Source organism: Arthrobacter sp. efr-133-R2A-63 (assembly GCF_030209795.1).
GTDB lineage: Bacteria > Actinomycetota > Actinomycetes > Actinomycetales > Micrococcaceae > Arthrobacter > Arthrobacter bambusae_A.
This window is the reverse complement of the sequence record NZ_JARVRG010000032.1, coordinates 1-13,422: the sequence shown is the minus strand read 5'-3', so window position 1 is coordinate 13,422 and position 13,422 is coordinate 1. Positions and strand designations below refer to the sequence as shown.

Here is a 13,422-nt window from a genome sequence, read left to right as displayed (position 1 = left end):
TTCTTCATGTGAGCGAGGGTCTCAAAAACAGCCCATATACGTGAGCGGGCGTCGGAGGAGGGCCGTCAGTGCTCGGCGGGGCTGTCCGACTTGAGCGGCACTTCCTTGCCTTCGGCGTCGATCAGTTTGCCGTTCTCGAAACGGTCGCCGTGCGCGAGGCAGGCAATGTCCGCTTCGCTGACCACGCGGCCCGTTCCTGCCACGAACACGGACTGGTTGTCCGAGTTGCCGGCCTTGAGGTGGTTGAAGAGCACGTTCAGCAGGATGGCCATGAGCGCGGCCGAGCTGATGCCCGAGTGGAAGATCGTGGAGAACCACGCCGGGAACTGGTCGTAGAACTTCGGGGCCGCGATCGGGATCATGCCAAAGCCGATGGACGCCGCCACGATGATCAGGTTCATGTTGTTGCGGTACTCCACCTTGGAGAGCGTCCGGATGCCGCTGGCGGCCACGGTTCCAAAGAGTACGACGCCGGCGCCGCCCAGGACCGGCGTGGGAACTGCTGCGACAACTCGCCCGAGGACGGGCAGCAGGCCGAGGATCACCAGGATGAACCCGCCGGCGCTGACCACGAAGCGGCTCTTGATGCCGGTGATGGCTACAAGGCCGACGTTCTGGGCGAAGGCGCTCTGGGTGAAGGAATTGAAGATCGGCGAGATGGCGCTGGAGAGCATGTCCGCCCGGAGGCCGTTGCCGATACGGCGTGAATCGACTTTGGTTTCCACGATTTCCCCGACGGCGATGATGTCAGCCGAGGTTTCGGTCAAGGTGACGAGGATGACGATCAGCATCGAAACGATGGAAGCGATCTCGAAGGTGGGTGCACCGAACGCGAAAGGCGTAGGGAAAGCCACCACCGGACCTTGGCCGATCTTGGAGAAATCGGCCATGCCCGTAGCGAGGGCGATGACGGTTCCGATGACCATGGCCAGGAGGATGGACAGGCGGGAGATGGCCGCGTTGCCGATCTTGCTCAGGAGCAGGACGATGCCCATAGTGGCCGCCGCGAGGCCGATGTTCGCCACGCTTCCGTAGTTGGGTGCGGCGCTGTTGCCGCCCATGGCCCAGTTGGCCGCGACGGGCATGAGCGTCAGCCCGATGGTGGTGATGACAGTACCCGTGACTACCGGTGGGAAGAACTTGATGATCTTTGAGAAAAGGGGTGTGATCAGCAGGCCGATGAGGGAGGCCACCATGACAGAGCCGAACACCGCCTGGATCCCGCCCCCGCCGTTGACGATCGCCACCATGGTGGAGACGCCGGCGAAGGACACGCCCTGGACCAGTGGCAGTTGCGATCCGAAGAACGGGATGCCGACCGTCTGCAGGATGGTCGCGAGGCCACCCACAAACAAGCAGGCCGCGATCAGGAGGCCGATGTCCTGCGAGGACATGCCTGCGGCGGCTCCGATGATGAGCGGCGGGGCGATGATGCCGCCGTACATGGTCAAGACGTGCTGGAAGCCGTAGGCGAACGTGCTTCCGAGCGAGAGGCGCTTGTCCTCGGGTCGGGCCGGCCCGGACTCTGCGGGGCGGGATTTCTTCTTCGTGTTCATGGCAGACTCTCTTGGTTCATGGCAGACGTCTTTGTCTGGCTAACTTTGTCTGGCTAACAATGTGGTTTTGGGTATGGCTGCCCAACTGACTCGCATTTGATGTCGTTTTGAGGGTCCAAAACGACACTTACTGCGAGCCAGTTGGGCGGGTACCTGGGGGCTTAGCAGAAGCCGGCGATGCCGTTCCACGCAGCCGGGGCAGGTGTGGTGTTGTCGCGCTGGACCGTGGCTTCGATCAAGCCGTACGGGCGGTCGGCGGCAAAGAAGACCTCGTTGGGGTTGTCGAGGCCGAACGGGCTAAGGTCCACCAGGAAGTGGTGCTTGTTGGGCATGGAGAACTTGATCTCGTCCACTTCGCTATGGGCTTCGAGCACCTTCTTGCCCATGTCGAACAGGGTCTGCTGCAGAGCGTGGGAGTAGTTCTCCGTGAAGCCTTCCAGAAGCAGGGCCTTGATGTCTTCGTAGCTCTTGTTGAAGTCGGTCCCGGCGACGTCAAGGCCGGTGCTGTAGCGCCAGCGGGCCGAGACATCGGTGGCCAGGATGCGGTCCGTGGTCTCGGGCAGCGTGGTGTAGCGGTCGCGGGGGTAGCCCACGAAGCCGGACTGCGTGGTCTTGAGGACGGTCAGGTCCTTGAGGCCCGAGATGACGTGCGTGGTGTTGCCTTCCCGGACCACGACGGCGGTGCGGACTTCCTGCCCCTTGCGGACAAAGCTGTGGTCGTGTTCGGAGCCGTGTGCCTGGATGCGGTCCCAGGTGTAGGCCTCGGCTTCCCAACGGCCGCCGGTGACCCACTCGAAGCTTGAGGTGAAGTGTTCGCTCAGGCGCAGGAGGAAGGCTTCAGGGGAGCCGATGCCCTCGCGGGCAAAGGCGTAGACGGTGTTCTTCTGGGTGTCCGTGGCGACGACGTGTGCGTTGTCGCCCTGGAGGTGCGCAGCCTGGAAGTCGCCCCGCAACTGCGAGGTGACGTTGAGGTCTTCGATCTGGTGGCGGTCGGTGTCGCGGGTGACTTTGACGACGCGGACTTCTGCCTTGCCGTACTGGTTGTCGCCGAGGACGATGTTGTTGCTCATGGTCATATCCCAACTTCTATGAGGTGGAACCACTAAGGTCCACCAATGAAATTAAGCGCGTGTTTCATACGCGTTTCTGGTGGAGCCGACCCAACAAAAAAAGAGCCGGCATCCGTTGATGCCAGCTCATTACGACCCTGCCTGCTGCTCCCAGGTTACGTGACCTGCGCCACGAATTGAAGAAAGCGTAGCCCACGTTTGCCAGTGGTGTACATCACTTCCGAAGAATCGTTATCTACTTTCCGATTGTGACCGACGGCGGGTGGCGGCGATGGCGTGCCTCTTGGGCACCCCTTGACGCGGTTCCGGAATCCCCCTTACGATTTCCATATAACAAAAACTGTTTTCCAGTATGTGGAAGTTCAACTGAGAAGAGCCACATCGCCACGGAGAACTTGAGCGCATGAAACAGGAGGACAGATGGACTCGCAGGATAAGAACAACGTCGTGGACTTCCCGGCGCCCGGCCAGGAACTGTACCTGCCGTTCGGCGCCACGGATCCCGACTTCTACATTCCGGCCGATTGTGACCGTATGCCCGGGACGTTCTCCCGCTGGCTGCGCGCCCTCCCGGTATTCGGCCGCCAGCGTTCCTAGGGCTCCTGCCCCGGGGATGAAGGACTCTGCGCAACAGAGCCAAAAAAGGCGGGCGGCACGGCCCCTCAGGGGTCGTGCCTCCCGCCGTTTTGCGTCGTGCGATGGAAAATCCGTCCGGCGAAGCTACATTTGCATGGCCTTGGCGAGGGTGGAAACGATCGAGCCCGCTTTGACCGACACCAGGATCAAGCTCAGTGCAGTCAGGCCAATCAGTGCCCAAACCGGTGCGAGCCCTCGCTGCGGGGCGACCTTGTGGACGATCACTGAACGGCCTACCACGTAGACTCCGGCGCCCAGGAAGGCCCATGCCCAGTGGAAGGGGCGGACTACCCCGTCCCTTTGGAGCTTTTGCCAGTCGAGGTAGGACAAGAGAACGCTGACTCCGTAGATGAGCCAGGCTGAAATAACGAGCAGGAAATATGGAACGCTGAATGCGCTGGGATCGAGGGTCGGTACGCGGCGGGCACCGACGTACCTCACGTGGAAGACCGGGTTCCAGAGCAGCAGGATGATCAGCGTGATCACAGGCAGCAGCGTGACGAGCCAGATGAACGGATTGTAGACCGGGGTCTGCTTGCTGATTTCCGGGCGCGGCGCGGACTGGACAGGTCCCATGTAGTGCCCCGTTCCGCCGTATTGCCCGGGTCCCCCGTACTGCCCCGTTCCGCCGTATTGCCCGGACCTCGCGGCCGGGGGCCACGCTGCGCCGGCCTGAGCCGCGCCCGCCTGAGCCGCGCCGGCCTGACCTGCGCCCGCCTGACCTGCGCCGGCCTGAGCCGGTGGGTTCCACGCGTTCCCGGTCCAGGCGTTGCCGTCCCACCACCGTAGTTGCCCGGAGCCCGAGGGGTCCGGGTACCAACCTGGAGGAGTCGGCGTGTTGTGCTGGGGGACGGTCATGATGTGCCTCCTGATCTACGACCTAATCGAGAGGCTACTCCGAAGCCCTGATGATTTTCTGTGCGGCGGCTGAGTGTTTGGCAATAAGTTCCGGGATGTCCAGGCCGGGAATCTGCCCGTCCACAACGCGCCATTTTCCACCCACCATCACACGGTCGGCGCGGTCCGCGGCGCAGAGCAGCAAGGCCGCGATGGGATCGTGGCTGCCGGAGAAGCGCAGCCCGTCAAGCGTGAACATGGCAAGGTCTGCCTGCATGCCGGGCGCAATCTGGCCGATGTCCGTGCGCCCCAACACTGCGGCGGACCCCCGCGTCGCCCAGCCGAGCGCCCGCTCCACCGGGACGTCCGCGCCGTAGCGCAGCCGCTGCAGGTACAACGCTTGCCGCGCTTCGAGGACCATGTTGGAGGCATCGTTCGACGCCGAACCGTCCACTCCCAGCCCCACCGGAACCCCGGCGGCCTCAAGTTCCAGCACCCGCGCGGTGCCGGACGCGAGCCGCATGTTCGACGTCGGGCAATGCGCGACGGCGGTGCCCGCGGCACCCAGCCGGGCGATCTCGTCGTCGTCGAAATGGATGCCGTGGCCAAGCCAGGTGCGCTTTCCGAGCCACCCGACGCTCTCCAAATAGTCCACGGTGCGCAGTCCGAACATCTCGCGGCAGAAATCTTCCTCGTCGATGGTTTCCGCGAGGTGCGTGTGGAGCCGGACATCCAGCCGTTCGGCCATGGCGGCGCTCTCGGCCATGATCTCCCTAGTCACCGAGAACGGCGAGCAGGGGGCCAAGGCGATCTGGATGACCGCCCCATCTCCGCGTTCGTGGTACTTCCCGATGAGCCGTTCGCTGTCGGCGAGGATCACCTCCGGACGCTGGACGGTGGACCGCGGCGGCAGTCCGCCGTCGTCCTCGCCCAGCGTCATGGACCCGCGGGTGAGGGTGGCGCGCATCCCGAGTCCGCGTACGACGCCGACCTCGACGTCGATTGCGTCCTCGAGTCCCGCGGGGAAGAGGTAGTGGTGGTCGGCTGCCGTGGTGCAGCCGGACAGCAGGAGTTCGGCGAGCGCGACTTTCACGGCAAGTTCGAGGCTGTCCGGCGTCAACCGCGCCCACACGGGATACAGGTTCTGCAGCCAGGGGAACAGGGGAGCGTTGGCCACCGGGCCCCAGGCCCTCGTGAGGGTTTGGTAGAAGTGGTGGTGCGTGTTGATGAGCCCGGGCAGCAGGACGTGGCTGCCGGCGTCGAACGTTTCATGGCACGGCGCGGATGGACTCTTGCCTGCGGGGACGAGCTCGGCGATTTTCCCATCGCTGACCACGATGCCGCCGCGGGCGTCGAGGCCGTTGGCGGTGAACACTGCGAGGGGATTCTTGATCCAGAGCCGGGAAGAGGCCGGGTCTGTTGCGGGAGTGGTTGGCTGGAAAACGGATGTCGGGGACACGGGGATCCTTGTCTGGTCGGCGTAGTTGCGTTCCAGCTCAGTGGTTCCTGTCTGCTGATCCAGGTTCCGGAGGTCAATCCTGCCGGTGGCACCCAGCGTAGGTGGCTCCCCGAAGTGCGTCAATGTGACCGGCGCCCAAGCCCGGCGCTCGCCCAGCCACCTGCCCGCCACCAAGCTGGAATTTCACATGTTGAAACTTTTTTTCCAGAAACTATGGCGCGGCTCACAACTCCGGTGCTAATCTCAATTTGCCAAAGGCGGGCACCCGGACTCCGGGAAGCTATCTACCAGGCGAAACCTTCAAAAGCACATGCTGAAGCCTGGTAATCGCAGCACTGGTCTGTCATGTTCAGATGCCCCCTGGTTACAGGCTTCCTCAGCACTAAGGAAGTCGCACATGAGTACCACCGTCACGGCCGAACATTTCTTGGCCACTTCCATTGAGCTGGCAACAGCCAATGTCCTCAACAGCGGCGGGCCGTTCGGCGCCGTCATTGTCACTGCGGACGGCCGCGCCTTCGAAGGCGTCAACAGGGTCACCGCTACCAACGACCCCACGGCGCACGCCGAGGTCACCGCGATCCGCAACGCCTGCCGCGAGCTCGGCACCTTCGATCTCAGCGGAGCCACTCTCTACACGAGCTGCGAGCCGTGCCCCATGTGCCTGGCCTCGGCTCTCTGGGCCCGCATCGGCAATGTGGTTTTCGCAGCGGACCGGCACGACGCCGCGTCCGTCGGCTTCGACGACGCCGTCTTCTACGAATACTTCGAGAACGACGACCGGAATACCCTCATGCCGGTCGCCAAACTGGAACTGGGCGACCCCCAGGCGCCGGCCATCCTGGAACCGTTCAACACCTGGAACACGCTTGACTCCAGGATTGACTACTAGGGCCGGTGGCTGAAAATGACAATCCTGGACCCCGCAGAAATGCGAACGGCAACTGAAAAGCAGGCTGCGCCTTCCGGCGCAGGGCAGACAGAGGCACGCGAAAAGCACACGGCAACCGGACTGGCACGGCGGGGCAGCAGCCCCAAGCCCCCGGCGTCGAACTCCTTCCTGGATCGTTTCTTCCAGATCACCAAGCGTGGCTCCACGCTGGCCCGCGAATTCCGCGGCGGCATCGTCACGTTCTTCACGATGGCCTACATCGTTATCCTCAACCCACTGATCCTGGGGGGATTCTCCGCCCAGAACGCACCCACGGACGTGGCCGGCGGATGGTTGTCCGCGGCGCAGGTCGGGGCAGTCACCGGCCTGACCGCCGGCGTCATGACGGTCCTCTTCGGCCTGATCGCGAACCTGCCGTTCGGGCTCGCCGCGGGCCTGGGAATCAACTCGTTCCTCGCCGTAGCCGTCATCCACGAAGTAACCTGGCCGGAAGCCATGGGCCTGGTGGTCATCAACGGCATCCTGATTGTCCTGTTCGGTGTCACAGGTGCCCGGACCGCGATCTTCAAGGCTGTGCCCAAGGAACTCAAGGCCGCCATCACCGTTGGCATCGGCCTGTTCATCGCCTTCATCGGCTTCGTCGATTCCGGCTTCGTCCGCCCCACGAAAGGCGGGCCGCCGGTCCAGCTCGGCACCGATGGTTCCATCACCTCAATACCAACCCTTGTTTTCATTGTCGGTCTGCTGGTCATGGGAATCCTCGTGGCCCGCAAGATCCAAGGCGGCCTCCTGATCGGAATCGTCGCCACCACGGTCCTCGCCGCCGTCGTCGAGGCCGTCATGCACATCGGGCCTGGCAGCGCCGCCAATCCCGGTGGCTGGCACCTCAACACCCCGGTACTGTCCGGCCAGTTGGTTTCCGCCCCGGACTTCAGCCTGGTGGGCCACTTCGACCTCTTCGGTTCGTTCTCGAGGATCGGCGGCCTGGCGGCCACGATGCTGGTGTTCACCCTGGTGTTCACCAACTTCTTCGACGCCATGGGTACCATGACCGGCCTCGCCAAGAGCGCCGGGGTGGCCTACAAGGACGGGACGTTCCCCAAGCTCAAGTCGGCCTTCATCGTCGAAGGCCTGGGCGCGGTAGCCGGCGGCGCGACGTCGGGCTCGTCCAACACCGTGTACATCGACTCCGCGGCCGGCATTGGCGAAGGAGCCCGTACCGGCCTGGCGTCGGTAGTCACCGGGCTGCTGTTCCTGGGCTCGATGTTCCTGACCCCGCTCACCAGCGTGGTTCCGCTCGAGGTCGCAGCCGCGGCGTTGGTAGTCGTGGGTGCCATGATGATGGCGCAGATCCGCGAGATCAAGTTCTCCAAGTTCTCCGTGGCCCTGCCCGCCTTCCTCACCATCGTCACCATGCCGCTGACGTACTCCATCGCCAACGGCATCGGCGTCGGATTCATCTCCTGGGCCGTGATCCATTCGGCAGCAGGGAAGGGCAAGAAAGTCCATCCGCTCATGTGGGTAGTGACCGTGGGCTTCTTGATCTACTTCGCCCGCGGCCCGATCAGCACGCTCATGGGAGGGTAGCCGGCCAGGAGCGTAGCCGGCCATTGAGACGGCGGTCCGGCCGCAAGTCACCGCAATGAATAGGCGTCCGCCGATCGTCACCACCCGCACAACGCGGACGACGACGGCGGGCGGCGGCGAGATGCGGCCGCTCCGCCAAGGACCGGGGCGGGAAATGAGAGGCCCGCCCCGGTCCTCTTTACGCAACGGGGTGCCTGTTTACCCGAAGCTCTCCTGTACCGACGCAAGGAATGAGAATATGAGGCAAGATCGCACACTGCCCCGGGCGGGTTTCCGGTCCGGGACCTCGGTTATGGAGGTGTTGCCATGCTGGATTTGATGCCCTCGCTGGGCACCTGGCGGCCCGCTGTATCCGGCCAACGGTGCGCCGTCGCCACCATCGTGGCCGCGGGAGGCTCCGTGCCCCGGCCCCTCGGCACATCAATGCTGGTTTCCGAATACGGCGACGTGCTTGGCAGCCTCTCCGGAGGCTGCGTGGAAGGCGCCGTGGTGGAGGCCGCCCTTCAAGCAATGCACGACGGCGGCAGCCGCCTCGAGTGGTTCGGCTACAGTGCCGAGGACGCGTTCGCCGTCGGACTCACCTGCGGTGGCGAGTTGGAAGTCCACATCCAGCCAATCCAATCAACCAGCGCCGCCGGGCTTGACCTGGCACTCCTGAACAGCGCCGGTGGCTCTTCCCTGGCACTCATCCGCAGGCTCGACGCGGCGGGAGGCGCCGTCGTCGTTCCTGATCCGGCGGGTTTTTCCGCCGCAGGTTCACGGGAACTTTCGGCCCTTCTCGGCGGGGATGACGCCGTGATCCGCGCGGCCGCGGTCCAGCTCGAACCACTCCTGCATGGAGGCCGTGCGGGCTTGGTGCGGCTCGCTCCGGCCGAGGGCTGCGCGGGCTCAGCGGTGGAAGCCGAACCCCTTACCCTCTTCGTGGAAAGCCGCTTGCCCGCAGCCCGGATGTTGATCTTTGGCGCCAACGACTTCGGCGCTGCATTGCTCCCCGCCGGGAAACTCCTGGGTTACGACGTCACTTTGTGCGATGCGCGGCCTGCCTTTTCGAGCCAGGGCCGATTCCTTGCCGCCGACCGCCTGGTCACCGACTGGCCGCACCGCTACCTTGCCGCGGAAGCAGCCGCGGACCGGATCGATTCCCGCACGGTCGTGTGCGTGTTGACCCACGATCCCAAGTTCGACATTCCGCTGCTGGAAACCGCCCTGGATTTGGATCTCGCCTATGTGGGAGCCATGGGTTCGAGGCGCAGCCACCGCCAGCGGATCGACGGACTGCTGGACTGCGGCGTCCCGGCCGAGGCCCTCGAACGCCTTCATTCGCCGATCGGACTGGATCTGGGCGCGGTCACTCCCGCCGAAGTGGCCGTTTCCATTACCGCCGAAATCCTCGCATCCCGCGCTCCGCACCCGGCCTCCGCCCGGGGTTCGCTCAAAGACGGAACGGGACCGATCCATCAGACCAACACCCTCGAACAAAGCAAGGTGACCCCATGGACATGAACACCATCGAGTCTGTGGTTGCCACCACGGATCCAGGCCAGTGGCGCGACGGCGATGCCTGGCTTGCCGGCGGCACGGTCCTGTTTTCCTACGGCAGCCCGGTGGGCAGCGAAGAACCCCTCAAACGGCTGCTCGATCTGGGGCAAGCAGGCTGGCCCGCCGTCACCGTGAGCGACGCCGGCATTGAGCTGGCCGCCACCTGCACCATCGCCGAGCTCTACGCTGTGCCCGTGTCCGACGCCGTGGCCGGCCGGAACTGGCCGGGACTGGATCTTTTCCGGCCTTGCTGCGACTCTTTCGTTGCGTCCTTCAAGGTGTGGAACATGTCCACCGTTGGCGGCAACGTGTGCACTTCGCTCCCGGCCGGGCCGATGATTTCGCTGTGCGCCGGCCTGGATGCCAAGGCCACCATCCTCGGACGCCACGGCAGCAGCCGAACTGTTCCGGTGGCCGAGTTCGTCACCGGGGACGGGAAAAACTGCCTGGCACCCGGCGAGCTCCTGCGCAGCATCCACCTGCCGGCGTCGGCCTTGGCGGGGAGGGTGGCCTTCCGCCGACTCTCGCTGAGCAACCTCGGGCGATCCGGGGTGCTGCTGATCGGAAGGCTCGACGCCGACGGCGGCCTGGTCCTCAGCGTCACCGCCGCGACCAAACGGCCCGGGCAACTGCGGTTCGCCGCAGCGGAGTTGCCCGACGCCGAGCGGCTGGCCGCCGCCGTCGGGCATTCAATCCCTGCGGAGCTGTACCACGACGACATCCACGGGCTCCCGGAATGGCGCCGCGACATGACCCTTCGCCTGGCCGAGGAGATCCGCTCCGAGTTGCTCGATCCGGTTCCAGACGGACCGCCCACCGTATCGGGCGATTTCTGGCCGCCGCATGCCACGTCGCCGCAACCGTCCACGCAACCTGAATTCAGCACCGAGCAGCAGAAGGAGGCCTGAGCATGGCAATCGAGATCAACGGAACAGCCGCCGAGGCCGCACCCCGCCCGGGCCAGTGCCTTCGGACGTTCCTCCGCGAACAGGGCAACTTCGGCGTCAAGAAAGGGTGCGACGGCGGCGACTGCGGCGCGTGCACCGTCCACGTGGACGGTAAACCCGTGCACAGTTGCATCTACCCGGCCGTCCGCGCCGAAGGCCACTCGGTCACCACCATCGAGGGGCTCTCCAGCGAGGGCGAGCTGCACTCGGTCCAGGAAAAGTTCCTGGAAAACCAGGGCTTCCAGTGCGGCTTCTGCACGGCCGGCATGATGATGACCGCCGCCACCTTCGACGAGGAACAGAAGGCGAACCTCCCGCGAAACCTCAAGGGAAACCTGTGCCGCTGCACAGGCTACCGCTCGATCGCGGACGCGGTCTGTGGCAGTCACGCGCCCGACGGCGGCGTGGCGTGCTCCGGCGCGCCAGCCGGTTCCGCCGCAGTCGCCAAGGGCTCCGGGCAGCTCGGCGACAACGTACCCGCCCCGGCGGGGCACGCCGTCGTCACCGGCACCGCCCGCTACACCCTCGACATCCCGGCAGAACAGCTCCCGGGTCTGCTGCACCTCAAACTGCTGCGCTCGCCGCACGCGCATGCCCGGATTATTTCCATCGACACGACGACGGCCCTCCAGGTACCCGGCGTCGTCGCGGTCTTCACGCATGAGGACGCGCCGGACCGGTTGTTCTCGACGGCCCAGCACGAGCTTTACACCGATGATCCCGACGACACCCGCGTCCTCGACGACGTGGTGCGCTTCATCGGCCAGCGGGTTGCCGCCGTCGTCGCCGAATCGGTGGGCGCAGCCGAAGCCGGGGCCCGGGCCATCAAAGTGGAGTACGAACTCCTGGACGCTGTCTTCTCGCCGCAGGACGCATTGCTGCCCGGTGCGCCCGCGATCCATGGGGAGAAGGACGGAGAAACGGCCCGGATTTCCCGCCCGCAGAACAACGTCGTGGCGGAGGTCCACTCCGAGCTGGGGAACGTCGAAGCCGGATTCGCGGCGGCCGACTTCATCCACGAGAACACGTACCAGACCCAGCGGGTGCAGCACGTCGCCATGGAAACGCACTGCTCCATCGCATGGGTGGAGCCCTCAGAGAACCCAGGGGAGGACCGGCTCATGGTGCGTTCCTCCAGCCAGGTCCCGTTCCTGGTCCGGCGCACTCTTGCCCGCGTGTTCGATCTTCCCGAAGACCGCATCCGCGTGGTGGCCGGCCGCGTGGGCGGCGGGTTCGGCGGCAAGCAGGAAGTGCTCACCGAGGACCTCGTGGCCATGGCGGCGCTCAAGCTGCGCCGGCCCGTCCAAGTGGAGTTCACCCGCACCGAACAGTTCACCGCAACCACCACTCGCCACCCCTTCACCATCAAGGTCAAAGCCGGAGCCAGCAGGGACGGCCACTTGACCGCGATGAGGGTGGACGTGGTCACCAACACCGGTGCGTACGGAAACCACGCGCCCGGAGTGATGTTCCACGGTTGCGGCGAGTCCTTGGCCGTCTACAACTGCGACAACAAGAAGGTGGATGCCCAGGCCGTGTACACCAACACGGTCCCGGCCGGTGCCTTCCGTGGTTACGGGTTGAGCCAGATGATCTTCGCGATTGAGTCCGCCATGGATGAACTCGCCGTGGGAATCGGCATGGACCCCTTGGACTTCCGCCTCAAGAACATGGTCCGGCCGGGGGACCACATGCTGTCCACGCACCCGGAACCGGAGGAGGACGTCTTCTACGGGAGTTACGGACTGGACCAGTGCGTGGCTCTGGTGCGGGATGCCCTCGAGCGGGGCGAGAAACGCTACCGGGATGCCGGCCTCGACAACTTCGGCCCGGGGTGGGTCACGGGCGTCGGTTCCGCGCTGTCCATGATCGACACCGTTCCGCCTCGAGGGCACTTCGCCCACACGCGCCTCAGGCTCCTGCCGGACGGGACGTTCGACGCCGCCGTCGGGACCGCCGAGTTCGGCAACGGCACCACCACGGTCCACGCCCAACTGGCGGCAACCGCCCTGTCCACGACGGCGTCGAACGTGGCCGTTCGCCAGTCCGATACGGACCTCGTGGAGCACGATACCGGCGCGTTCGGCTCCGCAGGAACCGTGGTGGCGGGGCAAGCGACCTTGCTCGCGGCGCAGGAGCTCGCGCTCCGGATCCGGGCGGTGGCGGCCGAGGTTGCCGGTGTGCCGGAGGCGGACTGCGTGCTCGAGGACGGCGCCGTGCGCTGCGGTTCGCGGCTGGTTCCCTTCACCGAGGTGTACGACGCCGCGCGGCAGCAGGGCGTTGAACCCGTAGCCGAAGGGCGTTGGGGAGGGACCCCGCGTTCGGTCGCGTTCAACGTCCACGGATTCCGCGTTGCCGTGAATACAGGCACGGGGGAGCTGAGGATCCTGCAGAGTGTGCAGGCGGCCGATGCCGGAGTCGTGGTCAATCCACGGCAATGCCGCGGCCAGGTGGAAGGCGGAATCGCCCAGGCACTGGGTGTCGCACTGTATGAGGAAGTCCGCGTGAACGACGCAGGCAAGGTCACTACCGACATCCTGCGGCAGTACCACATCCCTTCCTTCGCGGACGTGCCGCGCAGCGAGGTGTACTTCGCGAAAACGAACGACCAGATGGGGCCGCTCGGCGCGAAGTCGATGAGCGAGAGCCCGTTCAACCCCGTGGCGCCTGCGCTGGCCAACGCCATCCGGAACGCTACCGGGGTGAGGTTCGCGGCGCTCCCCATCGCCCGGGACAAGATCTACCTGGCGCTGAAGGACGCCGACGCCTCCACCCCCACCCAACTGACTCGCATTTGATGTCGTTTTGGGGCCTCATAACGGCATCTACTGCGAGTCAGTTGGGGAGCTGATATGTGGGTCTGGTTGTCAAGAGGCATGGATGAGCGGCTCCTGGTTGT

10 protein-coding genes are annotated in these 13,422 nt (G+C 65.1%); 6 read left to right on the top strand and 4 right to left on the bottom strand.

Features of this window, described 5'->3' with window-relative positions; all coding sequences use genetic code 11:
- Positions 1 to 65 precede the first annotated feature (65 nt).
- Both QRN45_RS17715 and pucL read right to left on the bottom strand, forming a co-directional pair.
- Positions 66 to 1,556 (bottom strand): nucleobase:cation symporter-2 family protein, encoded by a 1,491-nt coding sequence (locus QRN45_RS17715; protein ID WP_078107589.1) that lies wholly within the window; start codon positions 1,554 to 1,556, stop codon positions 66 to 68.
- A gap of 161 nt (positions 1,557 to 1,717) precedes the next feature.
- Positions 1,718 to 2,632, bottom strand: a complete 915-nt coding sequence (pucL, locus tag QRN45_RS17710; RefSeq protein ID WP_241710301.1) for a factor-independent urate hydroxylase — start codon at positions 2,630 to 2,632, stop codon at positions 1,718 to 1,720.
- 414 nt (positions 2,633 to 3,046) lie between these two features.
- Between pucL and QRN45_RS17705 the strand changes: the two genes are divergently transcribed.
- Entirely contained in the window at positions 3,047 to 3,223 is a 177-nt protein-coding gene (locus QRN45_RS17705) for a hypothetical protein (protein WP_171983492.1), read from the top strand.
- A 123-nt stretch (positions 3,224 to 3,346) separates the two neighbouring features.
- Here the strand turns inward: QRN45_RS17705 and QRN45_RS17700 are convergent, their stop codons facing one another.
- Both QRN45_RS17700 and QRN45_RS17695 read right to left on the bottom strand, forming a co-directional pair.
- Positions 3,347 to 4,120, bottom strand: coding sequence for a DUF2510 domain-containing protein (locus QRN45_RS17700; RefSeq protein ID WP_284764174.1), 774 nt, complete (start codon positions 4,118 to 4,120; stop codon positions 3,347 to 3,349).
- A gap of 34 nt (positions 4,121 to 4,154) precedes the next feature.
- Positions 4,155 to 5,558 carry an 8-oxoguanine deaminase gene (locus QRN45_RS17695; RefSeq protein WP_241710303.1) on the bottom strand — a complete coding sequence of 468 codons (1,404 nt, stop codon included), beginning with the start codon at positions 5,556 to 5,558 and terminating at the stop codon, positions 4,155 to 4,157.
- Positions 5,559 to 5,955: 397 nt separating this feature from the next.
- Between QRN45_RS17695 and QRN45_RS17690 the strand changes: the two genes are divergently transcribed.
- The 5 genes from QRN45_RS17690 to QRN45_RS17670 all read left to right on the top strand — a co-directional run bounded on the left by QRN45_RS17690 (position 5,956) and on the right by QRN45_RS17670 (position 13,321).
- Positions 5,956 to 6,450 carry a nucleoside deaminase gene (locus tag QRN45_RS17690; RefSeq protein WP_241710304.1) on the top strand — a complete coding sequence of 165 codons (495 nt, stop codon included), beginning with the start codon at positions 5,956 to 5,958 and terminating at the stop codon, positions 6,448 to 6,450.
- A 15-nt stretch (positions 6,451 to 6,465) separates the two neighbouring features.
- Positions 6,466 to 8,037, top strand: a complete 1,572-nt coding sequence (locus QRN45_RS17685; RefSeq protein ID WP_241710305.1) for an NCS2 family permease — start codon at positions 6,466 to 6,468, stop codon at positions 8,035 to 8,037.
- 306 nt (positions 8,038 to 8,343) lie between these two features.
- Entirely contained in the window at positions 8,344 to 9,540 is a 1,197-nt protein-coding gene (locus QRN45_RS17680) for an XdhC family protein (RefSeq protein WP_241710306.1), read from the top strand.
- Entirely contained in the window at positions 9,531 to 10,484 is a 954-nt protein-coding gene (locus QRN45_RS17675; RefSeq protein ID WP_241710307.1) for an FAD binding domain-containing protein, read from the top strand. Before QRN45_RS17680 ends, QRN45_RS17675 begins: the two co-directional genes overlap by 10 nt.
- A 2-nt stretch (positions 10,485 to 10,486) precedes the next feature.
- Positions 10,487 to 13,321: a molybdopterin-dependent oxidoreductase gene (locus tag QRN45_RS17670; RefSeq protein WP_284764173.1), complete on the top strand. Its 2,835-nt coding sequence runs from the start codon at positions 10,487 to 10,489 to the stop codon at positions 13,319 to 13,321.
- The last annotated feature ends 101 nt before the right edge of the window (positions 13,322 to 13,422 follow it).